This is a genomic window from Streptomyces griseoruber (assembly GCF_001514205.1).
GTDB lineage: Bacteria > Actinomycetota > Actinomycetes > Streptomycetales > Streptomycetaceae > Streptomyces > Streptomyces griseoruber.
Genome location: NZ_KQ948796.1, coordinates 18004 through 39330, shown reverse-complemented (window position 1 = coordinate 39330; position 21327 = coordinate 18004). Strand labels below are relative to the sequence as shown.

Below are 21327 nucleotides of genomic sequence, written 5' to 3'. Positions count from 1 at the left end.
TTACAGCGCGAGCGTGCCGCGGCTCTCCGGCACGCTCGGACAGGGACGGACAGGGACGGCGAGCGGTGTGCGCCCCTGAGGCGTTCATGCCGTTGTACGGCTCTGATGAAAAACTGTCAATGACTCCGACCTGCTTTGATGAATTACTTGCGGACCCCTGTCGGATCGCCTGACGCCCTTGTTACGGTGACCCGGCACCGAGGTGACGTCCCGCTCGCGGACTTGGCCGCACCTCGCGACAACACCTGAGAACGTGCCGAGCCGACGACCGCCTCCCCGCGATGTTCCTCAGCTCCTCCAGCGCGCGTTCGCTCCAGAGCCGAAGGAGACGAGATGTCCGGACCCAGCGCAGGACCTTCCGTATCAGCGCCGGGCACGGCGCCGAGTACGAGTACGTCGTCGTCGGCGCGGGTACGGCCGGCTGCGTCCTCGCCGCGCGCCTGTCCGCCGAGTCCGGGACACGCGTGCTGCTGATCGAGGCCGGCCCGCCCGCGGACCGCGGCCGGCTGGTCGGCGCCACCGGATCGATGAACGGCTCGGCCCAGGGACGCGTGAGGGGCGTCCGGGTCGTGAAGGGCGGACGGAGCCGGGTGATCCGGGCGGCCCGCGAGGTCGTGGTCTGCGCCCGATCACCGTGGAGACCGACGAACGACTCGCCTCCCGTGCCCTGGAAGGCCTGAAGGACTTGATCGCGTGAGCACCTCTGCCACCCGTGACACCAAAGGAGAACGACCATGATCGAGGACTTCCTCGTCGTCGAGGGCGTGGCCCACAACTACAACTTCCGGCCCGAGAACTGCGTCAACCCGCGCATCGGAGCGGCCATCGGCGAGCACCTCTACGGCCTGCACAAGCGGGTCAGCGGCCCCGAATACACCCTCGAACGCTCCACCTACATGCAGGGCGCGGGCGCGGACATCATCGGCCGGGCCCTGCTCGCGGAGAGCCAGACCGACGTGATCGCCTACCACGAGACGCCCATCTACGGCCACTTCCGGGACGGGGGCTCGGCGCTGGGCTTCGGCCTTGAGATGCGCGAGAAGTGGCCGGAGCGCGTGCTGATCTACGGCGCGGTGTCCCCGCTGCGCCCCGGCGCCCTGGACCGGGTGGACGAGCTGGTGGAGAAGCACCGGGTCAACGCCCTCAAGCTCTATCCGATCGACGTCGTCGAGGGCCGGGTGACCGCGCTGGACATGGGTGACCCGGAGATCTGCTTCCCGCTGTTCGAGCGGGCCCGGCAGCACGGTCTGAAGGTCGTGGCCATCCACAAGGCCCTCCCGGTCGGGCCCGGGCCGACCTCCGCCCTCGGGATGAGCGACGTGGAAGCCGCCGCGCTGGCCTTCCCCGACCTCACCTTCGAAGTCGTCCACGGCGGCATGGCCTTCGTCGAGGAGACGGCCCTCCAGCTGGAGTCCTTCCGCAACATATGGGTCAACCTGGAGGCCACGTCGTTCATGGCTGTCTACGCGCCCCGCCGCTTCGCCCAGGCAATGGGTGCCTTCCTCCAGGCCGGTGCCGCCGAACGGATCATCTGGGCGACCGGCTGCGACGCCGTCCACCCCCGGCCGGCGATCGAGGCGTTCTGGAACTTCGAGATGCCCCGTGACCTGATCGAGGAGTACGGGCTGCCCGAGCTCACCAAGGAGATCAAGGCCGACATCCTCGGCCGCAACTTCCTTCGGATGCACGGCATCGACGAGAAGGACCTCCGCGAGCGCATCCGCGGCGACGAGTTCGACACCACCGAACTCCAGGAGCCGTGGGGCGGACGCGTCGCCCCGGTCGACGACGCGTTGGCCGGTGCCCGATGAGGGTCACGGAAGCCCAGGTCCGCGCGACGCTCAACGAGATCCTCGATCCGTGCAGCATCACCGCGGGAGTCCCCGCCGGACTCGACGACATGGGACTCGTCGGTGACATTCGCGTACAGGACGACGGCGCAGGCGGTCAGCGCATCGCGGTCGCCGTCGGCGTGACCGAGCCGAGCTGCGTGCTCATCGGCTCGTTCGCGACCGAGGCCCAGGTCCGGCTCACGGCTCTGCCCGGTGTCTCCGCGGTGGACGTGCGGCTGGCGGACGACTTCGACTGGACCCCGGACAGGCTCGCACCGCACTACCGGCAACGGCTCGACGAACACCGTGAACACAGGCGTCGTACTCTCCCCCTTCTCGCCGTGACCAGGACGGGACCAGCGGTCGACCAGTGAGACCTCACAGAAGCCGCACACCTCCGACCCGCCGGCCGTAGCGGCGAACGACGCCGCGGTCATGGGCCGCTTCATGGAAGGCTCAGCCGGGCTCCGCTCCCGCCCGAGAGGGGCGACCCGACTTCCGTCCGGGTAGTGCGCGACATCGCATACGGCGTGGCACCGGGCGCGGACCTGCGAATGGGTCCGTCCCTGCCGACATCGTCCGCGACGGCCCCCACCCCCGTGATCGTATGGCTGCCGGGTGGCGGCCGGCGGCATCAACGCCGGGGCTACGGGCCCTGCTGGACCCGGCTCTTCGCCGAACGCGGCTACGCCATGGCGGACATCGCGTACCGCTCCTCCGAGGTCTTCCGCTGGCCCGCACGACCTCGCGGACACCTACGGCCCGGCCCCGGCGTCGATCGGCCTGTGGGGCAGCTCGTCAGGCGCGCACCTCGCACTGCCGGTGCGGTCGACCGGCTCGCTCCCCCGCCTTCCTGCACGCCATCGACCCCGACCACAGCGACGGCGACCGCGACCGTGACGGAGCGGAGCACAGACACTGGCCCACAGGGCTGCTGGACCAGGGCACTTCCACACGATCGTGTCATGAGCTCGAGGGCAGCGTGATGCCGAGTCGTTCCGCGAGTTCGCGGGCGCCGACGCCGTACGTCTCCCGGATCCGTACGCCGTCGGAACCGACGTCGAAGACGCCGCAGTCGGTGTAGACGCGGCTGACGCAGCCGACGCCGGTGAGCGGGTAGGTGCACCGCGGCACGAGCTTCGGCTCACCGGAGCGGGTGAAGAGCGTCATCATCACGTAGACGTCCTTCGCACCGATGGCGAGGTCCATGGCGCCCCCGACGGCGGGGATGTCCTCGGGCCTGCCGGTGGTCCAGTTGGCGAGGTCGCCGTCGAAGGCGACCTGGTAGGCCCCCAGGACGCAGACATCGAGGTGCCCGCCGCGCATCATCGCGAAGGAGTCGGCGTGGTGGAAGTACGCCGCCCCGGGCAGCTCGGTCACGGGGACCTTGCCGGCGTTGGTCAGGTCGGGGTCGACCGCATCGCCCTCGGCCTTGGGACCCATGTTGAGCATGCCGTTCTCGGTGTGCAGCACCACCCCGGAGCCGGCCGGCAGATGGTCGGCGATCTTGGTGGGCTGGCCGATACCGAGGTTGACGAAGGAACCGGCCGGGATGTCACGTGCGATGACGGCGGCCAGTTCGTCCATCGAGAGCCGGTGGTCGGCGCGCGCCTGATCGCTCTGTGTGATGGTCATCGTGCCCCCTGCACGGTGTAGTGACGGGCCGGCACCTGGACGACCCGGTCGACGTAGATGGACGGGGTGACGACGGCCTCGGGGTCGAGCTTGCCGGGCTCGACGACCTCGTCGACCTGGACGATGGTCGTCGTCGCGGCCGTGGCCATGACCGGTCCGAAGTTGCGGGCGGTCTTGCGGTAGACGAGGTTGCCCATCGCATCCGCGACGTGCGCGCCGATCAGTGCGTAGTCGCCCCTGATCGGATACTCCAGCAGGTATGTCCGGCCGTCGATCTCACGCACCTCCTTGCCCTCGGCCAGCGGCGTACCGACCGCGGTCGGGCAGTAGAACGCGCCGATACCGGCACCGGCCGCGCGCATCCGCTCGGCGAGGTTGCCCTGCGGCACCACCTCCAGCTCGATCTTCCCCGCACGGTAGAGGCCGTCGAAGACCCAGGAGTCGGCCTGACGCGGAAAGGAGCAGAGCACCTTGCGCACCCTGCCCGCGGCCAGCAGCGCGGCCAGCCCGACGTCACCGTTGCCCGCGTTGTTGGACACGATCGTGAGGTCCTTCGCGCCCTGCCGGATGAGCGCTTCGATCAGATCGAACGGCATCCCGGCCAGGCCGAAGCCACCGACCAGGACGGTGGCCCCGTCCTCGATCCCGGCGACCGCCGCATCGGCGCTCTCGACGATCTCCGCCCTGCTCACGAGGCCGCCCCCGTGGCGTCGCAGTTCTCGAGTACGACGGCCAGGCCCTGACCGACCCCGATGCAGATCGCGGCGACGCCGTAGCGCTGCCTCGTCTCGCGCAGCACCTTGGCCAGCGTGGCGAGGACGCGGCCGCCCGAGGCGCCCAGCGGGTGCCCGATCGCGATGGCGCCGCCCTTCTGGTTGACGATGCCCGGGTCGACCTTCCACGCGTCGACGCAGGCCAGCGACTGCACGGCGAAGGCCTCGTTGAGCTCGACCGCGCCCACCTGGTCCCAGCCGATCCCGGCCCGGGCCAGCGCACGGTTCGCGGCCTCGACCGGGGCGTAGCCGAACGCCTGCGGCTCCAGTCCCATCACACCGCGGCCCGCGATACGGGCGATCGGATCGGCACCGATCGCGGCCGCGGCCTTCTCGCTGCCCAACAGCACCGCGGAGGCACCGTCGTTGAGGGGGCTGGCGTTGCCCGCCGTGATGGTGCCGCCCTGCTCCGCCGTGCGGAAGACCGGCCGCAGCCCGGCCAGGACCTCCGGCGTGGAACCGGCCCGGATGCCCTCGTCGCGGGTCAGGTCGACGCCTGCGACCGGCACCACCAGGTCATCGTAGAAGCCCGACTCCCATGCCCGGTGGGCGAGTTGGTGAGAGCGGGCGGCGAACTCGTCCTGCCGCTCCCGGGAGATCCCGAAGCGCTCCCGGAGCTGCTCGTTGGCCTCGCCGAGGCTCACCGTCCACTCCTTCGGCATCCGCGGGTTGACCAGTCGCCAGCCGAGCGTGGTCGAGACGGCGGTGACATCGCCGGCCGGGAACGGCTTCGCCGACTTCGGCAGCACCCACGGCGCACGTGTCATCGACTCCACACCACCGGTCAGCACCACCTCGGCGTCCCCGGACTCGATCGTGCGACTGGCCGTCATCGCCGCGTCGAGGCTCGAGCCGCACAGCCGGTTGACCGTGGTGCCGGGCACGCTCACCGGAAGCCCGGCGAGCAGCGCAGCCATGCGGCCGACGTTGCGGTTCTCCTCGCCGGCGCCGTTGGCGTTGCCCCACACCACGTCGTCGATCGCGGCGGGGTCGAGGCCCGGTACCCGGGCGAGGGTCGAGGTGATCGCGGCGGCGGCCAGGTCGTCGGGGCGGACACCGGCCAGCGCGCCGTTGAAGCGGCCGAACGGCGTCCGCGTCGCGGCGTACAGGAAAGCACTCATGGCAGCGACGCTAGTCCCGGGCTGCGATATTCTGAAGTACGTATATCCGAGCTGATCGATACGGACGAGATATGGATCTGCGGCACCTTCGGTACTTCGTGGCGGTGGCCGAGGAGCGCCACTTCGGTCGCGCCGCCGAGCGGCTCCACATGGCCCAGCCGCCGCTCTCCACGCAGATCCGCCAGCTCGAGGACGAACTCGGCGTCGAACTGCTCCACCGCACCACACGCCGCGTCGACCTCACCGAGGCCGGCCGGGCCTACCTCGAGCGGGCGCGCGCGATCCTCTCCGACGTCGACGAGGCCGCCCACCACGCACGGCTCGTCGCCGCCGGCTCGGTGGGCCACCTCGCGATCGGGTGCGTGGGCTCGGCGACGTACAGCCTCCTGCCCGCGCTCTCGCGGCGGCTTACCGAGGAGCTGCCCGGCGTCGACTTCTCCTTCCGCGGCGAGATGCTCGCCCCCGACCAGGTCGAGGCACTGCGCACCGGCGCGATCGATGTCGCCCTGCTGCGTCCTCCGGCGGCCGACCTCTCACTCACCGTGCGGACCCTGCGCCGGGACCGGCTCGTCGTCGCCGTACCGGTCGACCACCCGCTGGCCCGCCGGAAACGGCTGCGGGCAGCGGACCTGGCCGGTACCGACCTGATCGTGCACTCCGCCGACCGCCGGTCGGTGATGTACGACGTGGTGCTGGGCCTTCTGCGCGACGCCGGTGTCGAGCCGCGCATCCGCCACGAGGTCGGCGAGACCTCGACGCTGGTCACGCTCGTGGCCGGCGGCCTCGGCGTCGCGGTCGTGCCCGAGCCCGTGACCGCGCTGGCGCTCGACGGCGTCGCCTACCTGCCGCTGGTTGGCGCCGACGCCCGCGTGGAGCTGGCCGTCGCCCACCGCGCGGACCGCTCCGAGCCGCACCTGGCGCGCACCGTGGGGATCATCCAGGCGATGTTCTGAGACGTCCACCGACGCCGGACAAGGCCCCTCGCTCGGCGCGAGAACCCTGCCGGGCGACGTCGGGTGACCCAGTGGACCCGGTGGGCGTCGGGCAGCTCGAAGAGTCCGGCCCGGATCGACACCTGCAGGGTCAGCCGGCCGCTGACGGAGCGGCCGGGTCGAGCCGCACGAGCACCGTCTTCGATCGGATCCCGGTCACTTCCGGCCGTTCACTGTGATCATTCGGTTCGGCTGCACCTGGTTGCCGGAATCCGCGGCAGGCACTGCTGCGGATTCCGGCAGCGGCAGGTTCAGGAGGCCGGGCCGCAGTTCAGTACGGCGGGGTTGATCGTTCCGCGCTGCACCTTCGCGTCGTGGGGCTCGGCGAAACCGGCATTGGTGATGTAGAGCCGGTTTCCGCGTACCGCGACGGAGGTGGGTGAAGCGAGGCCCTCCGAGGCGGTCAGGACGGTCTCGGTGGCCCCGTCGGGGTGGACGACCGCGACCTGGTTGAGGCTGTTCTGCGCGGCGAACACCACGTCGGAGCGGTCGTTGAGGAAGTTGAAGTCGTCGACGCCGGTGAGGCCGCTGGTCACGGTGTGGATCCGGCCCGGGGCGCCGGTGGCGGTGACGGGGATCCGCAGCAGGGTGCCCTGGGCGAAGTTGGAGACCCAGACGGCGCCTCTGTGGAAGCGGAGACCGTTCGCACCGAACGGGAGGGACGGGGCGGGCGCGAGGGCGGGGTCGGTCAGCCAGGCGGTCGCCTTTCCGCCGGAGGCCGGGACGGCCCAGACGGTGCCCTTGCTGCTGTCGGCCACGTACAGGGTGCGCCCGGCGGGGTCGAGGGCCAGGCCGTTGGGGAGTCCGTCGGTGGGCAGGGCGGCGACGCGGCGAGGGGCGCCACCGGGGGGCAGCTTCCATACGCCGGCCCGGGAGGCGTCATCAGAGACCACGTTGTAGTAGGTGGTGCCGTCGCGGTCGAGCGCGATGCCGCTGAATGCGTCGCCCTGCTGCCCGGCCACGATCACCGTGCTGCGCCCGGACGGGTCGATCCGCAACAGTGCCGGGCGCTCGCCCGCAGCGGTGTGCCCGCCCAGAGTGGAGACGGTCAGCGAGTTGTCCGGGTTGACAGTGATGTTCTCCGGGGAGTCGCCGGCGGCGAAGTCCAGTGCGGCGAGAGTTCGCACGTCGGCGACGACTGGCTTGGAGGACGCCTGTTGTGTCGCTGCGGACGCGTACGGCGCCGAGGCGAGGACGGCCGCCGCGGCGATCACCGCCGCAAGTCCGGACCGCTTCTTCAGGAGGGTTGCCGTGGGGATCGCCAGGGAGATTTGCATGGGGGCTTCGCACTCTTCTCGAGAGAGCGCAGATGTGCCTGCGCGGGAAGTGGGACATGAGGGGGGGGCCGGGGCAGTCGCCCCGGCGCGTTGCGTGGTCAGTCCCGGGTGGCGGGAAGGGGCAGGAGTCGCCGGTACGCGGGGACGGCGATGGCGGCGACGACGGCGTGCATGACCATCAGGGCGATGACAGCACCCCAGCTGGTGCCGGGCCGACTGTCGGAGACGCCGACCATGATGTCCGGGATCAGGCTGACGATCAGGACGACGGGCACGAGGGTGCGCAGCAGCCGGGCCGGGTGCGCCGAGCGCGCGCGGATGATCGCCCAGGCGGCAGCGGCGGCCAGCGCGCCGAAAATGGTGAGGGGGGCGTAGGCGGAGAGCTGGAGGGGCTGGAAGTCGTCCGAGGCACCGGCGGCGTGGGCTGTCGCGGCGACGATGGCGTTGACGGCGACGGCGACGGCAGCGGTGCCGATCAGACCGCCGGTGACGACGAGGCCGCCGGGGCGGGCCGGGCTAGTGGCGAGCTGGTGGCTCATGGTGATTCTCCGGATCGGGTGGGGAGGAGACGGGGGGAAACGCAGTCGGGTCAGCCGGCGATGACGACGGAGCGACGGCTGGTGGACGTGTCGGTGAGCGCGGTGAGCATCCAGGCGGCGACGTCGGCGCGGCTGATGGTGTCCCCCATGCGCAGGGTGGCCGACCCGGGCAGCAGCTTGGTGACGCCGGTGGCGGGGCCGTTGGTGAGGCGGACGGCGTGGACGAGGGTGTAGTCGAGGTCGCTGGCGCGCAGCGCGTCCTCGGCGGCCGCCTTGTCCTTGACCATGGCGCCCATGGCCGTGCTGGACATGAGCTTGGCGGGCGCGCTCAGGCGCTCGCGCAGCACGGCGAAGGAGGAAAGCTCCACGAACCGGGTGACGCCGGTGGTGGTGGCACCGGAGATGACGGCGTGCGTGGCGTCGGTGATGACGGTTCCGCCGGTGGCGCCGAGCGTGCTGATCACCGCGCCGACGCCCGACATGGCCTGCGTGACGTCACCGGCGTCGGTGGCCTGCCCGGCCACCACGTCGAGGCCGGGCCGGGCATCCAGCTTCTGGGGTGAGCGGACGAGCGCGCGCACGGTGTGGCCCGCGGCCAGGGCCTGGTCGACGACGAGGCGCCCGGTGGCACCGGTGGCGCCTAGTACAAGCAGCTTCACGGGAGGACTCCTCAAGGATTCGACGCTGCACGGAACCCCCGGGCAGTGACTTAAAGCGTTAACTCAAAACTAGCGGGAATGACTTCAAGCTTCAAGTGAAGACGAGGTGGATTCACTTCACGCATGAAGCGTCGGTACATTGGAGGGCATGACGAACACCCCCGCTGACGAGGTGCCCCGCTGGCTGGACGAGGAGGAGCGCCGCGCCTGGCTCGGCCTGGTCGGCATCATGCGGCGCCTGGAACACGCGCTCGACACGCAACTGCGCGACGAGGGGCTGACACACTTCGAGTACGGGGTGATGGCGGCACTGTCGGAGTCGCCGCAGCGGGAACTGCGCATGAGCGCGCTCGCCGCGTACGCCGAGGGCTCGCTCTCCCGCCTTTCCCAGGTCGTGACCCGGCTCGAGCGGAAGGGGTACGCCCATCGCCGCCCCGATCCGGCCGACGGCCGCTACACCCTGGCCGCCCTGACCGACGAGGGATACGAGAAGATCGTCAACGCCGCTCCCGGCCACGTCGCAGAAGTGCGCCGCCTGGTGTTCGACCCGCTGACCAGGGCCCAGGTCAAACAGCTCTCCCACATCGGCCGGCGCATCCTGCACGCCATCGACCCCGACCACAGCGACGGCGACCGCGACTGAGACCCCCGCACCGGCCGGGCGCCCACCCGTGGACTCAGGCGCGCCGTCTCCCCGACACCGGCGCGCCTCTCGGAGCGAACACGCAGACGAGCCGGCTCGCACCGGCTCCGACCTTGTCTTTCAACCTCTGAGGCTGTCGCGCTCGATGATGCTCTCGGGGCGCCTGGTCGTCTTCCCGACGTCGTAGTGGGTCGTGGAGCGGCGGTTCTTCGAACCGTGGCCTTCCGGGTCCGGGTATTGAGGGTTCGGTGCACGGGCTGGACAGGGCAGGTGCGGGCGGAGGTTCCGAAACCCTCGGCGGACGCGGGCCGGGCTGAGCCGTGCGGAATCGGCCGGCTTCTCCCAGGGGCGGCGGAGGCCCGCCGCGGCTTCACGGGTGAGCCGGAGCTCGGGTATGAACTGGTCCGAGGACCGTCCGCTGCGGCCGTAGACGTGGCAGAACAGGCGGTCCGCGCTGGTGGAGGCGTCGGGGCGGAGCCAGTTGCCGATGTCGACGGCGAGGACCGGGCGGCCGTCGGCAGCCTGCGGCACGGGCAGGCCGGCCAGCACCTGTCGCAGCCGGGGAACGTCCACGCTCCCGCTGGTCAGCGCGTCGTACATCGCGCCGTGTCCGCGCCGGTGCTCGGCCACCAGCGTCAGGTCGACCGGGGCCGTGACTGGTCCGTCCGCGCACGGCAACGCGTCGGTGAGGTCGAACAGTTCGTCCCCGCGCGCGGTCGGGCAGTCGCACAAGTCCTCCCGGCAGCGTGACGCTTTCGCGAACGCCCGCCGGAGCATGATCAGGCAGCGAACTCACCTTCACGGCCTTCGCTGTGGTCACGTGTGTCCTTGGTCGGAGCACATGAAGAGACGAAGGCCGCCTCAGCGTCCGGCGAACACCCAGGTGAGCGACCCCGTCCGAGTCATTTCGACGCCGGACCCTCAAGGGCAAGGTCAGGCTCCCTCGGGCGTGATCAGACAGAAGGGATGGCCGACGGGGTCCTCGTGGCCGTCACCGACACCCGCCTTTACGGGAAGGCGTCCGCGCAGGCATGGGACCGCCTCCACCCCGGCTGACCCGGAGGGTGGCCCGGCCCGACCACGACGGTCCGCTGCCCATTGTCGAGGGAACGGTCATCCGCCTGGCCGTGGAGAAGGAAGGGAGTACAGGCCGGTGGGCGCCTTCCCGCTCCACCCGCTGCATGCGAAGCCCGCCCCGTCGCTCACCCTTCGCAGGAGCCCCTGTCGATACGGAAGAAGTGCCGGCCATTGGCCCAGCGGCACAGCCTGACCCCGACGACGATGCCGGCGATGGTGACCACGGCGGGCAGGTAACCACTGGCGACCTGGATGATCGGGATCGCCGGGCATCCGCCGGAGATCGCCCAGCCGATACCGAACAGGACCGCGCCGGGGACGACGCCGGCGTGGAGGCGCCCTGTGCCCCGGCGCACCCGCAGCAGGGCGAAGACACTCGCGATGATCACGACAGCGCCGAAGAAGGAGAGGAACATCCGCAGGTCCTGGAAGGTGAACATGCGGTTCAGCTCGGCGTAGTCGCCGAACCCGATACTGGTCACGGTGAAGCCGAGAGCCAGCCCGGTGAGAAGGTTGGCCAGCAGGACTCCGCCCCGGGTACGCATCAGATCACCTTCCACAGGAGGAACGACACCGCGACGGCGGTGCCGAAGAACGTCGCTGTCGCGACGAGACTGACGGGGCTGAGCCGACCGCAGCCGTTGAGCCCGTGCCCCGAACTGCAGCCACCGGCCAGCCGGGTGCCGAAGCCGACCAGCACGCCTCCCGCGAACAGCAGGGCGACCATGGCGACCGGGTTGCCGGTCACCAGGTGCCGGTAGCCCGCACCCATGTCGAAACGGATGTGGAACCGCCCCGAGGTGACGGCTGCGATCAGTCCGCCCACGAAGATCGAGACAAGCAGGACGGCTTGGGTGACCAGCGGAGCGGGGCGCGGGTGCGCGCCCGAGCGGCGTCCGTCCGTGGCCGGTACGGCGGCCGGCCCAGGGGGTACGGGCACGGCGGGGACGGTACCGAAATGCTCGGCGGTGGCCACGCCGAGGGCGGCGACAAGAGTCCGTTCGTCGGTGAACTCGGCTTCCCTGCGCTCCAGTTCGGCTTCGCGCCGCCAGTGCAGCACTCGCTCCCAGGCCCCTGACACCCCGAACGACCGATCGGTGGCGAGGGTGTAGCCGATGGTCAGTACGGCGAGTCCGACAGCACCCGCCCACCAGGGCCAGTAAGCGGTCATGCGTTGCCTCTCATCCACTCGGCCAGCCGGGCCCACCAGCCCCGTTCGGGCTCTTCGGGGGTCGCGGGCGGTTGTTCGGCGGGACCGCGCCCGGCGGAAGCCGGGCGCGCGGGCCTCGGCGCCAGATGACGGGCATGCCGTCCGTTCGGCAGCAGGGTGATCGGTACCCGCTCACCGGTGAGAGACACCTTGTAGCGCGCGCAACCGCGCCAGTTGGCCTCGTTGTCGCAGTAATAGGTGCGCCAGCCCTCCAGGCTCTCGTTGAGATGAGGGAAGAGCGGGCACGTCGAAGTATGTAAGCAACCCACGAGGACGATCAAACCATCATCGAAATCGGCCGACAACCGTTGGTGCGTGAGGTTGGAGCGCCGCCCTCACTCCGTGCTCCCCGTCGCTCCTGGTTGTCGGTGTCGGCCTCATCGCGCTGGGACATGCCGTGAAGTCCCCTTGCTGACACACCAAACGAGGCAGAGCCGAACAGGTGCCGGGTTGCGTCCCCAAGGAACCAAGATCATCCCGTGGCGCCTTTTTCTGGGCATACCTCGGCGCCCCCCAGGGGTCGCGACGACGGCAGCGACGCTCAGCCCAGCCGTCGCACCGACCAGGGCAGGCCCGGGCAACGACCTACGCGACGATCTTCGCGACGGAATCGCGAGCCTGCTGCGCGATGCGGTCGTCGGTGACGTCGTCCGCCCCGCCCACGCCGATCGCGCCGATGACCTCCCCGTCGGCGGTCACGATCGGCACGCCGCCGGCGACGGGCAGAAGGTTGGCGTCGACCAGGTGGGGAGGCGCCACCTGCATCTGCGGGGACGCGGCGAATGCCGCGAACTTGGCCGTGGGGACACCACTCACGGCCGACGTGTAGGCCTTGCGTCGCGCGGTCTCCACGCCGAGGAGGCCAACGCCGTCGTCGCTGAGAAGGACCTTCGTGACGCCACTTCGGTTGACCACGACAGCACACACCTTGTGCCCGTCGGCCCTTCCTGCCTCGAGCGCGGCAAGTGCGGCGCCGTGCGCGATCTCGTAGCTGAGCGGCTCTCGCATGGAGCGGGTCCTTTCCTCGACGACCGAGCGCCCAGTATGTCGCCGCCCGACTTAAATGTGAAGCGATCCTCGCATTCGCATTACGGGGCCGCGGCTCACTGCGCCGGTGCGCCGAGGAGGTACAGGCAGGCGACGCCCACGAGCTCGTCGGTGAGCTGATGCCACGTCAGCGGCCGGTCGGACTCGAACAGTTCGCCGTACAGCACGCGGTTCTGACAGGTCCCGTAGATCAACCGGTAGACGACGTCCACGCGCAACTCCGGCTCCGGCGCGTCGATCATCGGCACGATCGGCTCCAAGAACTGCCGGAAGACACGGCTGGCGTCCCTGGCAGCCTCGGACCCGACCCGAGCCACGGCGGCATCGGTGGCGCCCGCGGCCAGAAAGACGCGCATCAGACGCTCGTGCGCTTGATACGTCTCGGCGAGCCCGGTGACCGCCGAGGCGACCAGCGCGGTCGGATCCGTTCGCAGCGGAGCGAAGCGGTGAACGATGTCGGCGCGAAACTGGTCGATCATGTCGTGTTGCAGCGCCGCGAGCAGGCGGTCCTTGTCGCCGAACCGCCGATACACGCTGCCCACCGAGACGCCCGCCCGAGAAGCGACGGCCGCGATGGTGAGCGCCTCGGTGCCGCCCTCCTCGAGGAGGGCCGTACCCGCCTCCAGGATCCGCTGCTGGGTCAGTCGGCTGCGCGCCTGCTGCGCCGGGGGCAGGTCGAGTGTCGGTTCGGTACTCACCGCCCCAGCGTAAAGGCAGCCAGGGGCCATACACCTCGGGCACGGACGGCACCGGGCCCGACCGGCCCGCGGCCGAGGGCCGCATTCGGGCCATCCCTCCCGGCCCCAGGGAGCACCCGAACGTGACCCTTGACGCACGGCGAAGTGAAATGCGAATGTGAATCAACAATCCTATTCGAGGTCGCACATGGTGGTGCTCTCGCAGGTGATCTCCCCTGCCCTGCGCGCTCCGCCGGCTGTGCGCCCGAGCCGCACGGGAGACAGCACGATGACCACCACTCCAGACGTCGACACGGGCACGGCCTACGGCCGCCCGAAGCCCTCGTACAACGCCCGCCTGCGCGAGGTGGGACCCGGTACACCCATGGGTGAGGCGCTGCGTCGCTACTGGCACCCGATCGCCAGCTCGGAAACGCTGATCGCCGGTGCCCTGCCGCAGAAGGCCCGCGTACTGGGCGAGGACCTGGTCGTGTTCCGGGACGGGCAGGGCAACCCCGGTGTCGTGATCGAGCGCTGCACACACCGCGGCGCCAGCCTCTTCTACGGGCGCGTCGAGGACGACGGCATCCGCTGCTGTTACCACGGCTGGAAGTTCGACGTCCAGGGCCGCTGCATCGAGCAGGCGTGCGAGCCGGGTCTGGGACGCAGGCGCGACGCCGCCCGTCAGCCGTGGTACCCCGTCGCCGAGCGCTACGGCCTGGTCTTCGTCTACATGGGCCCGCCCGAACTCAAGCCCGAACTCCCCCGTTACGACGCGCTGGAGAACCCCGCGGAGGACGAGAAGTACTTCGCCAGCTGGCCGGTCCCGCACGCCGCGGTCCTCGGTATGCCGACGGACTTCAGCTGGCTCAACATCTACGAGAACTCCGCCGACCCGACACACGTCACCTGGCTCCACTCCACGCACAGCGGGTACCAGATGCTGGGCACCGGCACCTTCGGCTACCCCGAGAACTTCTTCGACCCGGCCACCATCGCCGAGCGCCTGACCTACGAGCGCACCGACCACGGCCTGAAGTACACCCAGCGGTTCGAGATGGAGGGCGAGGACGGCGAGGTCACCGAGTACGGCTTCGCCGTCGATCAACACCTGCCCAACGTCTTCGGCCTGCCGGACTACGTGAAGCCCACGCCCGACGGGCGGGCGGACCAGTTGCTGTGGGTCGTGCCCTCCGACGACACCAGCCACCGGCTCTTCTTCTCGATCCGCACGAACGATCCCGAGCGCATGGTCCGCTTCGTGATCGGCATCACGCAGAACGGCAAGCAGAACCACGAGCTGACCGACGAGGAGCGCCAGAGGTTCCCCGGTGACACGGAGGCCCAGGGCTCGCAGGGAGCGATCACCCTGGACTCCGAGGAGACCCTGGCCACCGGAGACCGCGGCGTCGTCATGCTGCGTCGCATGCTCCTCGCGATGGCCGACGACGTCGAGGCCGGGCGCGACCCGATCAACATCGTCCGCGACGCGTCGGAGGTCCACCACGTCGAGACCGGCCTCTTCACCCTCGGCAGGCGCCCGGCGGGCGACGACGCCGCGGCCGCCGCAGTCTGAGCGAGAACGATGAACAACGAGTGGCTCGACACCATCGTGGTCGCCCGACGCGACGCGACCAGCCGGATCGTGGTGCTCGACCTGGTCAGGCCCGACGACGGCGAGCTCCCGGAGTTCGCCGCCGGCGCCCATGTCGACGTACTCGTGGACGGTGCGGCCGGGCTGGTACGTCAGTACTCCCTGTGCGGACCGCCGCAGGACCGCACCCGCTATCGGCTGGCCGTGCTGGCCGAGGCGGCGTCGCGCGGCGGCTCGCTGGGGATGCACCGGCTCCGTGAGGGCGACAGGCTGCGGATCTCGCGTCCGCGCAACAGGTTCGGGGTCTCGGACGAGGCACGTCGCCATCTGCTGGTGGCCGGCGGCATCGGCGTCACTCCCCTGCTGGCGATGGCGCACGCGCTCGAAGCCAGGGGCGCGGAGTACGAGTTGCACTACTGCGCCCGGAGCCGGGCGGATTCGGCGTTCGTCGAGGAGCTGGAGAACAACCCCCGCGTGCGACTCCATTTCGACGACGGCCCGGACGACCAGCGCTTCAGCGTCGCCGCCGACATCGGCCCGCCCGACCCCGAGGCGGCGGTCTACGTCTGTGGTCCCGGGGGCTTCATGGACTTCGTGATCTCCTCCGCACGCGGAGCGGGATGGCCCGCGGAAGCGATCCACAAGGAGCGCTTCGCCCCCGTGGAGGACACCGCCGCGCACACGGCGGGCGGGACGTTCACCGTGCGGCTCGCCAAGTCCGGGAACGCGTACGAGATCAAGGACGGCGAGAGCGTCCTCGACGTCCTGCTCGCGGCCGGTGTCGACGCCCCCTACTCCTGCCAGCAGGGAATCTGCGGCGAGTGCATCGTGCGCGTACTCGCCGGAGAGCCCGACCACCGAGACGACATCCTGACCGATCGTGAGCGCGCCGACGGCATGTTCACCACGTGCTCCTCGCGAGCGCACTCACCGATTCTGGAGCTGGACCTATGACGACAGACACATCCACCGCGACCACCGAGACCATCGAGGCGATCGAGCAGGCAGAGGCCGCGTGGCTCGTGGCTCTCACCGAGAGCGAAGAAGCGATCGCCGCTCTCCTGCTGGAGGACAGCAGGGCCGTCCACGGCCCGGTCGGAAAGATCGACGACGGCAGGACCTTCGCCCATTTCACGTGGACCCGCCGCCGCCACGTCTTCACCAGGGCCGAGCAGCTCAGCATCACGGTGCGTGGCACCACGGCGATCACCACGTGTCTCCAGGAGATGCACATCATCTTCGACGAGAGCCTCCCGCCGTTCCCGGTCCAGGAGACGGTGACGCGCGTCTGGGAGGAGACCTCGGAGGGCTGGCGCCTGGCGCACCTGCACCAGTCCAAGCGGATGCCGCCGGTCTGAGGCCCGGGAAGGCCGACACGTCACCCCCGCTCCGCTGTTCGATGAACGGACAAGAGGCTTCAGCGCGGGCCGTCGGCCCCAGAAAGTTCAACACGAAGAGTTCGCGCGGCGATCGCCGCTGTCGTGAAGGTGAGGCAACACATGTCAGCCACTGAGACCGAGGCACCCACGTCCGGTGCGGTCCGGACCAGCGATCTCCTCATCGCGGGCGAGCACGTCGCGGCCAGGGACGGCCGCTATTTCGAGACGACCGAGGCCCTGACCGGAGAGCCGATCGCGCGGGTCGCGGCGGCCTCCGTCGAGGACGTCAACCTCGCGGTGGACGCGGCGGCGGCCGCCCTTCCGGAGTGGTCGAGCCTCCCGCCGGCCGCACGCCGGTCGGTTCTGGAGCGTGCGGCCGTCCTGCTGAGCGAGCGCACCGACGAGATCGTGGCCACGATGAGCCGCGAGATGGGTGCCACGCTCCCCTGGTGCGGCTTCAACGTGCATGTCGCGAAGGGCATGTTCGTCGAGGCGGCCGCCCAGGCGTACGCGGCCGTCGGCGAGGTCATCCCGTCGGACGTGCCCGGGCTCACCGCCCTCGGCGTACGTCAGCCGGTCGGTGTCGTCGTCGGCATCGCACCGTGGAACGCCCCCCTGATCCTCGGCGTACGCGCCATCGTGTGGCCGCTGGTGTGGGGCAACACCGTGGTCCTGAAGTCCTCCGAGCAGACGCCGCTCACCCAGGCCGCCATCGTGCAGGTGCTGCACGACGCCGGCGTGCCCGCCGGAGCGGTCAACCTCATCAGCAACGCGCCCCAGGACGGCCCGAGCGTCGTCGAGGCGCTGATCGCCCACCCGGCCGTGACCCGTGTGAACTTCACGGGATCCAGCAAGGTCGGCCGCATCATCGGCGAGCTCGGCGGTCGCCACCTGACCCGTGTGGTCCTCGAACTCGGTGGCAAGGCGCCCTTCCTGGTGCTCCCCGACGCCGATCTGGAGGAGGCCGCGGCCGCGGCCAGCTTCGGGGCCTTCATGAACCAGGGCGAGATCTGTATGTCGACCGAGCGCGTCATCGTGGACGGCACGGTCGCCGACGAGCTCTCCTCCCGTCTGGCCGAGCGTGCCGCGAAGCTGGTCGTCGGGCCGCCGAGCGATCCCGCCTCACAGATCGGTCCGCTGGTCCACGCCGCCGCCCGCGACCATGTGGTCGCGTTGATCGAGGACGCCCGCGCCAAGGGTGCGCAGGTCCTGACCGGTGGCACGGCCGACGGCCTGTTCGTGCAGCCCACCGTGCTGCGCGGGGTCACGCCGGACATGCGCATCTACAGCGAGGAGTCCTTCGGACCGGTGGTCTCGATCATCGAGGTGGATTCGACCGACGAGGCCGTCGCGGTCGCCAACGACACCGAGTACGGACTCTCCGCCGCGGTCTTCGGCAAGGACGCGGCCGCCGCGCTCGACGTCGCCCGTCGGATCAAGTCCGGCATCTGCCACATCAACGGCGCCACCGTGCACGACGAGCCCCAGATGCCCTTCGGCGGTGTCGGCGCCAGCGGCTGGGGCCGCTTCGGCTCCCGCGCCGCGCTGGAGGAGTTCACCGAGCTGCGCTGGATCACCATCCAGTCCGGATCCCGCCACTACCCCATCTGACGATGCGACGAGGTCGTAGGGCGCACGTGACACGGCGTGCGCCGGGCCCCCGGGCCTTGCCCGGCTGGATGTGGTGCCTTGCCGCGGCCTTCAGCCCGGCGGTAGGAGCGGCATGGCTGGCGGAGGTCCAAGAGGCAGAGGCCCTCGAGCAGCTCCACCGAGAGGTGGAGAAGTTCCTCCGGTCCTTCTGACGAGGCCCCTGCACCAGGGATCTCCACCCTTCCAAGGAGTCAACAATGTCGCAGGTCGACAACGACCGCCACGAGATCCGGCAGCTCATCGAGAACTGGGCGCTGTGGCGCGACGCCGGGGACTGGGGCCGCTTCGCCACGGTCTGGCATCCGCGTGACGGCTGGATGAGCGCCACCTGGTTCCAGGGAAGTGCCACCGACTTCATCAAGGCCAGTCGTGAGGGCTTCGAGAACGGAGTCAGCATCCTGCACTTCCTGGGTGGCCACACCACGGACGTCGTCGGCGACCGGGCCGTCGCGCAGACGAAGATGACCATCAACCAGCGCGCGAGCATCGACGGCGTCGAGGTCGATGTCGTCTGCACCGGCCGCTTCTACGACTTCCTCTCCCGCCACGAGGGGCGCTGGACCCTGGTGCGCCGGCAGCCGATCTACGAGAAGGACCGGCTCGACGTCGTGGATCCCGCCGCCTCGATGACCTTGGATCCCGAGCTGCTGGACCGGTTCCCGACCGGCTACCGGCATCTGGCCTATCTACAGACCAAGGCGGGGTTCACGGTGAAGGACGGGCTTCCCGGCCTCACCGGCACAGCAGTCGAGCAGCTCTACTCGGAAGGCAAGCAATGGCTGGCGGGAGCCTGATGAAGTTCACCCACGAAACCCTCCCCCAGCGGGTGGTGTTCGCGGCCGGGGAGTCGCCCGCCGCCGTGGCCGCGGAGGTCGAGGCGCTCGGCGGTTCCAAGGTCATGCTGATCGCGTCGGACCGCGAGAGGGAACTGGCCGACCCGATCGCCAAGGAGGTCCCGGTCGTACTGCGTCACGAGGAGGTCGTGATGCACGTACCGGTCGAGGTCGCGGCACGAGCCCTCCAGGCCGCAGCCGGCGCGGGCGCGGACATCCTGGTCAGCGTCGGCGGCGGCTCGACCACGGGTCTGGCCAAGGCGGTGGCGTTGACCACCGGGCTGCCGATCGTCGCGGTACCCACCACGTACGCCGGCTCGGAGGCGACCAACGTGTGGGGCCTGACCGAGGGTGAGACCAAGACCACCGGGGTGGACGCCAGGGTGCTGCCCGCGTCGGTCGTCTACGACGCCGGTCTGCTGACCACGCTGCCCGGCGAGATGACCGTGGCGAGCGGCCTGAACGCGATGGCGCACTGCGTGGACTCCATGTGGGCGCCGCGTACCGACCCGATCGACCGGGCGCTGGCGCAGGAGGGCATCCGCGCCCTGGCGACCGGCCTGCCGGCGGTGGCCGAGGACTCGACCAGCGTCGAGGGCATCGAGCAGACGCTGTACGGCGCCTACCTCGCCGCGGTCGCGTTCGCCTCGGCCGGCTCCGGGATGCATCACAAGATCTGCCACGTCCTCGGCGGCATGTTCAACCTCCCGCACGCACAGACCCACGCGGTCGTGCTGCCCTACGTGCTGGCCTTCAACACCCCGCACGCCCCCGAGGCGGAGGCGCGCATCGCCCAGGCCTTCGGCACGGTCTTCCCCACCGAGGGGGCGAGCGCCGGCCTGGCCGCCCTGCGTCAGGTGCTGGACGCGCCGAGGGCGCTGCGCGACTACGGCATGCCCGAGGACGGCATCGCCAAGGCGCTGGGGCCGATCATGAAGGCGATCCCGGCCAACAACCCCACCCACGTCACCTACGCGAACCTGACCGTGCTACTGCAGGCGGCGTGGGCCGGCGAACCGGTCAACTGAAAGAGGCCGTCATGGCTACCTACGTCAACCCCGGCTCGGCCCAGGCCGGTGCCCACGGCACCATCTACCGCGAGGTGTCGTCGGAGCAGCAGGCGGTCGAGCAGCAGCTCGTCGACAACGTCCTGGCCTCCTTCGACGCCTGCCAGGATCCGCGGCTGCAGGAACTCATGACCTCCCTGGTCAAGCACCTGCACTCCTTCATCCGCGAGGTCCGGCTGACCGAGGCGGAGTGGGGGACGGCGATCGACTTCCTCACCCAGGCCGGCCACATCACCGACGAGGTCCGGCAGGAGTTCATCCTGCTGTCCGACACCCTCGGCGCGAGCATGCAGACGATCAACGTCAACAACCAGGCCTACGAGGGCGCCACCGAGGCGACCGTCTTCGGGCCGTTCTTCGTCGAGGACGCCCCGGCGATCGAGCTCGGCGGGGACCTGGCCTTCGGTGCCCCCGGCGAACCCTGCTGGGTCGAGGGCACCGTCACCGACACCGACGGCAATCCGCTCGCCGGCGCGCGGATCGAGGTCTGGGAGGCCGACGAGGACGGGCTCTACGACGTGCAGTACGACGCCGGCAAGCGCGCCGGCCGGGCGCATCTCTTCTCCGCGGCCGACGGCGGCTACCGCTTCTGGGGCCTCACCCCGACGCCGTACCCCATCCCGAACGACGGACCCGTCGGCAAGATGCTCGACGCGGTCGGCCGCTCGCCGCTGCGCGCCGCCCATCTGCACTTCATGGTGTCCCACGAGGGCGCGCGCACGCTGGTGACCCACATCTTCCCCGAGGGCGACCCGATCGGCCGCAAGGACACCGTCTTCGGCGTGAAGGACTCCCTGATCAAGCGGTTCGAGCAGCAGCCCACCGGCACGCCCACGCCCGACGGCCGCGTGATCGACGGCACGTGGAGCCGGGTGCGCTTCGACATCGTGCTCGCCCCCGAGGGCGTATGACCTGCCTGCCAACGCTGCGCGCCGGCCGACAGGCTCCTGCGCAGGGTGTCGATCGTGGGTGACGTCACCTGGACGGGCGACGGCAAGAAGACGAAGCTGCGCGCGATGGTCCCCGAGGGGGCCATCGACGTCACGTTCCGCTTCCACGGGAGGACCGTCTGCGACCTGGGAACGGGATGCTTCCCCATGGTCGGCGACGCGAATCACTCCCACCGCGAGTACGCCCTGCCCGCGGGCAGTCCCGGGTCGACCGCCGGTGGGGCCCCTCCCCGATCGCCACGGGCCGCGCCTCCAGGAGCTACCCCACGTAGCGGTCCACGGGCAACGACGGCGAAGGCCGGACGAACGCTGCGGACGACCGGTCGTCCGCAGCGTTCGTCCGGCCTTCGACAGGAAGGCGGGCCGCGTCGA

At 70.4% G+C, this 21327-nt stretch carries 23 protein-coding genes and 1 pseudogene; 12 read left to right on the top strand and 12 right to left on the bottom strand.

Annotated elements, in window-relative coordinates; translation table 11 throughout:
• Positions 1–362 precede the first annotated feature (362 nt).
• From AQJ64_RS51600 to AQJ64_RS43855, 3 genes and pseudogenes are all read left to right on the top strand, one after another.
• Positions 363–489, top strand: a pseudogene (locus AQJ64_RS51600) (NAD(P)-binding protein); the annotation flags it as partial.
• A gap of 245 nt (positions 490–734) precedes the next feature.
• Positions 735–1811: an amidohydrolase family protein gene (locus tag AQJ64_RS43860; protein WP_055635224.1), complete on the top strand. Its 1077-nt coding sequence runs from the start codon at positions 735–737 to the stop codon at positions 1809–1811.
• Positions 1808–2206: a metal-sulfur cluster assembly factor gene (locus AQJ64_RS43855; protein WP_055635225.1), complete on the top strand. Its 399-nt coding sequence runs from the start codon at positions 1808–1810 to the stop codon at positions 2204–2206. Before AQJ64_RS43860 ends, AQJ64_RS43855 begins: the two co-directional genes overlap by 4 nt.
• Positions 2207–2795: 589 nt before the next feature.
• Here AQJ64_RS43855 and AQJ64_RS43850 read toward each other — a convergent pair.
• The 3 genes from AQJ64_RS43850 to AQJ64_RS43840 are packed head-to-tail and all read right to left on the bottom strand — an operon-like array spanning position 2796 to position 5361.
• Positions 2796–3467 (bottom strand): 3-oxoacid CoA-transferase subunit B, encoded by a 672-nt coding sequence (locus tag AQJ64_RS43850; protein WP_055635226.1) that lies wholly within the window; start codon positions 3465–3467, stop codon positions 2796–2798.
• A complete protein-coding gene (locus AQJ64_RS43845; protein WP_055635227.1) occupies positions 3464–4159 on the bottom strand; it encodes a 3-oxoacid CoA-transferase subunit A in 696 nt (231 codons plus the stop codon). The genes AQJ64_RS43850 and AQJ64_RS43845 overlap by 4 nt, the downstream gene beginning before the upstream one ends.
• Positions 4156–5361, bottom strand: a complete 1206-nt coding sequence (locus tag AQJ64_RS43840) for a thiolase family protein (protein ID WP_055635228.1) — start codon at positions 5359–5361, stop codon at positions 4156–4158. Before AQJ64_RS43840 ends, AQJ64_RS43845 begins: the two co-directional genes overlap by 4 nt.
• A 71-nt stretch (positions 5362–5432) precedes the next feature.
• Here AQJ64_RS43840 and AQJ64_RS43835 point away from each other — a divergent pair, with 71 nt between their 5' ends.
• The gene (locus AQJ64_RS43835; RefSeq protein ID WP_055635229.1) at positions 5433–6314 is read left to right on the top strand and encodes a LysR substrate-binding domain-containing protein; all 882 of its coding nucleotides are present in this window, start codon (positions 5433–5435) and stop codon (positions 6312–6314) included.
• Between the two features lie 290 nt (positions 6315–6604).
• Here the strand turns inward: AQJ64_RS43835 and AQJ64_RS43830 are convergent, their stop codons facing one another.
• The 3 genes from AQJ64_RS43830 to AQJ64_RS43820 all read right to left on the bottom strand — a co-directional run bounded on the left by AQJ64_RS43830 (position 6605) and on the right by AQJ64_RS43820 (position 8828).
• Positions 6605–7630 (bottom strand): SMP-30/gluconolactonase/LRE family protein, encoded by a 1026-nt coding sequence (locus AQJ64_RS43830; protein WP_055635230.1) that lies wholly within the window; start codon positions 7628–7630, stop codon positions 6605–6607.
• A 98-nt stretch (positions 7631–7728) separates the two neighbouring features.
• On the bottom strand, positions 7729–8169 hold the full coding sequence (locus AQJ64_RS43825) for a DUF6069 family protein (protein ID WP_055635231.1): 441 nt from the start codon (positions 8167–8169) through the stop codon (positions 7729–7731).
• A 50-nt stretch (positions 8170–8219) separates the two neighbouring features.
• Positions 8220–8828: an NAD(P)-dependent oxidoreductase gene (locus AQJ64_RS43820; RefSeq protein WP_055635232.1), complete on the bottom strand. Its 609-nt coding sequence runs from the start codon at positions 8826–8828 to the stop codon at positions 8220–8222.
• Between the two features lie 148 nt (positions 8829–8976).
• Between AQJ64_RS43820 and AQJ64_RS43815 the strand changes: the two genes are divergently transcribed.
• The gene (locus AQJ64_RS43815) at positions 8977–9471 is read left to right on the top strand and encodes a MarR family winged helix-turn-helix transcriptional regulator (RefSeq protein ID WP_055635233.1); all 495 of its coding nucleotides are present in this window, start codon (positions 8977–8979) and stop codon (positions 9469–9471) included.
• A gap of 120 nt (positions 9472–9591) precedes the next feature.
• Here the strand turns inward: AQJ64_RS43815 and AQJ64_RS43810 are convergent, their stop codons facing one another.
• The 6 genes from AQJ64_RS43810 to AQJ64_RS43790 form a co-directional block, all read right to left on the bottom strand.
• Positions 9592–10248, bottom strand: coding sequence for a transposase (locus tag AQJ64_RS43810; RefSeq protein WP_055635234.1), 657 nt, complete (start codon positions 10246–10248; stop codon positions 9592–9594).
• Between the two features lie 425 nt (positions 10249–10673).
• Complete coding sequence (locus AQJ64_RS43805; RefSeq protein ID WP_055635235.1) at positions 10674–11093, bottom strand: YeeE/YedE thiosulfate transporter family protein; 420 nt, start codon at positions 11091–11093, stop codon at positions 10674–10676.
• A complete protein-coding gene (locus tag AQJ64_RS43800) occupies positions 11093–11719 on the bottom strand; it encodes a YeeE/YedE family protein (RefSeq protein ID WP_055635236.1) in 627 nt (208 codons plus the stop codon). Before AQJ64_RS43800 ends, AQJ64_RS43805 begins: the two co-directional genes overlap by 1 nt.
• Positions 11716–12063, bottom strand: a complete 348-nt coding sequence (locus AQJ64_RS47440) for a hypothetical protein (protein WP_206189750.1) — start codon at positions 12061–12063, stop codon at positions 11716–11718. The genes AQJ64_RS43800 and AQJ64_RS47440 overlap by 4 nt, the downstream gene beginning before the upstream one ends.
• Before the next feature lie 280 nt (positions 12064–12343).
• Entirely contained in the window at positions 12344–12766 is a 423-nt protein-coding gene (locus AQJ64_RS43795) for a GlcG/HbpS family heme-binding protein (protein WP_055635237.1), read from the bottom strand.
• Between the two features lie 95 nt (positions 12767–12861).
• Positions 12862–13503, bottom strand: a complete 642-nt coding sequence (locus AQJ64_RS43790; RefSeq protein ID WP_055635238.1) for a TetR/AcrR family transcriptional regulator — start codon at positions 13501–13503, stop codon at positions 12862–12864.
• 268 nt (positions 13504–13771) lie between these two features.
• Between AQJ64_RS43790 and AQJ64_RS43785 the strand changes: the two genes are divergently transcribed.
• The 7 genes from AQJ64_RS43785 to AQJ64_RS43755 all read left to right on the top strand — a co-directional run bounded on the left by AQJ64_RS43785 (position 13772) and on the right by AQJ64_RS43755 (position 20916).
• Positions 13772–15058: a Rieske 2Fe-2S domain-containing protein gene (locus tag AQJ64_RS43785; RefSeq protein ID WP_055635239.1), complete on the top strand. Its 1287-nt coding sequence runs from the start codon at positions 13772–13774 to the stop codon at positions 15056–15058.
• 9 nt (positions 15059–15067) lie between these two features.
• A complete protein-coding gene (locus tag AQJ64_RS43780) occupies positions 15068–16030 on the top strand; it encodes a PDR/VanB family oxidoreductase (protein WP_055635240.1) in 963 nt (320 codons plus the stop codon).
• Positions 16027–16434, top strand: coding sequence for a nuclear transport factor 2 family protein (locus tag AQJ64_RS43775; protein WP_055635241.1), 408 nt, complete (start codon positions 16027–16029; stop codon positions 16432–16434). The genes AQJ64_RS43780 and AQJ64_RS43775 overlap by 4 nt, the downstream gene beginning before the upstream one ends.
• A gap of 141 nt (positions 16435–16575) precedes the next feature.
• Complete coding sequence (locus AQJ64_RS43770; RefSeq protein ID WP_055635242.1) at positions 16576–18066, top strand: aldehyde dehydrogenase; 1491 nt, start codon at positions 16576–16578, stop codon at positions 18064–18066.
• 236 nt (positions 18067–18302) lie between these two features.
• On the top strand, positions 18303–18899 hold the full coding sequence (locus AQJ64_RS43765; protein ID WP_055635243.1) for a nuclear transport factor 2 family protein: 597 nt from the start codon (positions 18303–18305) through the stop codon (positions 18897–18899).
• The gene (locus AQJ64_RS43760; protein ID WP_055635244.1) at positions 18899–19966 is read left to right on the top strand and encodes a maleylacetate reductase; all 1068 of its coding nucleotides are present in this window, start codon (positions 18899–18901) and stop codon (positions 19964–19966) included. The genes AQJ64_RS43765 and AQJ64_RS43760 overlap by 1 nt, the downstream gene beginning before the upstream one ends.
• 11 nt (positions 19967–19977) lie before the next feature.
• The gene (locus tag AQJ64_RS43755) at positions 19978–20916 is read left to right on the top strand and encodes a dioxygenase family protein (protein ID WP_206189751.1); all 939 of its coding nucleotides are present in this window, start codon (positions 19978–19980) and stop codon (positions 20914–20916) included.
• The last annotated feature ends 411 nt before the right edge of the window (positions 20917–21327 follow it).

Excerpts from the sequence above, each read along its gene's own strand:
- AQJ64_RS43765 (WP_055635243.1), top strand. The coding sequence starts at position 18,303 with ATGTCGCAGGTCGACAACGACCGCCACGAGATCCGGCAGCTCATCGAG.
- AQJ64_RS43785 (WP_055635239.1), top strand. The coding sequence starts at position 13,772 with ATGACCACCACTCCAGACGTCGACACGGGCACGGCCTACGGCCGCCCG.
- AQJ64_RS43780 (WP_055635240.1), top strand. The coding sequence starts at position 15,068 with ATGAACAACGAGTGGCTCGACACCATCGTGGTCGCCCGACGCGACGCG.
- AQJ64_RS43800 (WP_055635236.1), bottom strand. The coding sequence starts at position 11,719 with ATGACCGCTTACTGGCCCTGGTGGGCGGGTGCTGTCGGACTCGCCGTA.
- AQJ64_RS43760 (WP_055635244.1), top strand. The coding sequence starts at position 18,899 with ATGAAGTTCACCCACGAAACCCTCCCCCAGCGGGTGGTGTTCGCGGCC.
- AQJ64_RS43770 (WP_055635242.1), top strand. The coding sequence starts at position 16,576 with ATGTCAGCCACTGAGACCGAGGCACCCACGTCCGGTGCGGTCCGGACC.
- AQJ64_RS43815 (WP_055635233.1), top strand. The coding sequence starts at position 8,977 with ATGACGAACACCCCCGCTGACGAGGTGCCCCGCTGGCTGGACGAGGAG.
- AQJ64_RS43775 (WP_055635241.1), top strand. The coding sequence starts at position 16,027 with ATGACGACAGACACATCCACCGCGACCACCGAGACCATCGAGGCGATC.
- AQJ64_RS43830 (WP_055635230.1), bottom strand. The coding sequence starts at position 7,630 with ATGCAAATCTCCCTGGCGATCCCCACGGCAACCCTCCTGAAGAAGCGG.
- AQJ64_RS43850 (WP_055635226.1), bottom strand. The coding sequence starts at position 3,467 with ATGACCATCACACAGAGCGATCAGGCGCGCGCCGACCACCGGCTCTCG.
- AQJ64_RS43840 (WP_055635228.1), bottom strand. The coding sequence starts at position 5,361 with ATGAGTGCTTTCCTGTACGCCGCGACGCGGACGCCGTTCGGCCGCTTC.
- AQJ64_RS43855 (WP_055635225.1), top strand. The coding sequence starts at position 1,808 with ATGAGGGTCACGGAAGCCCAGGTCCGCGCGACGCTCAACGAGATCCTC.
- AQJ64_RS43835 (WP_055635229.1), top strand. The coding sequence starts at position 5,433 with ATGGATCTGCGGCACCTTCGGTACTTCGTGGCGGTGGCCGAGGAGCGC.
- AQJ64_RS43755 (WP_206189751.1), top strand. The coding sequence starts at position 19,978 with ATGGCTACCTACGTCAACCCCGGCTCGGCCCAGGCCGGTGCCCACGGC.
- AQJ64_RS43795 (WP_055635237.1), bottom strand. The coding sequence starts at position 12,766 with ATGCGAGAGCCGCTCAGCTACGAGATCGCGCACGGCGCCGCACTTGCC.
- AQJ64_RS43805 (WP_055635235.1), bottom strand. The coding sequence starts at position 11,093 with ATGCGTACCCGGGGCGGAGTCCTGCTGGCCAACCTTCTCACCGGGCTG.
- AQJ64_RS43825 (WP_055635231.1), bottom strand. The coding sequence starts at position 8,169 with ATGAGCCACCAGCTCGCCACTAGCCCGGCCCGCCCCGGCGGCCTCGTC.
- AQJ64_RS43810 (WP_055635234.1), bottom strand. The coding sequence starts at position 10,248 with ATGCTCCGGCGGGCGTTCGCGAAAGCGTCACGCTGCCGGGAGGACTTG.
- AQJ64_RS43860 (WP_055635224.1), top strand. The coding sequence starts at position 735 with ATGATCGAGGACTTCCTCGTCGTCGAGGGCGTGGCCCACAACTACAAC.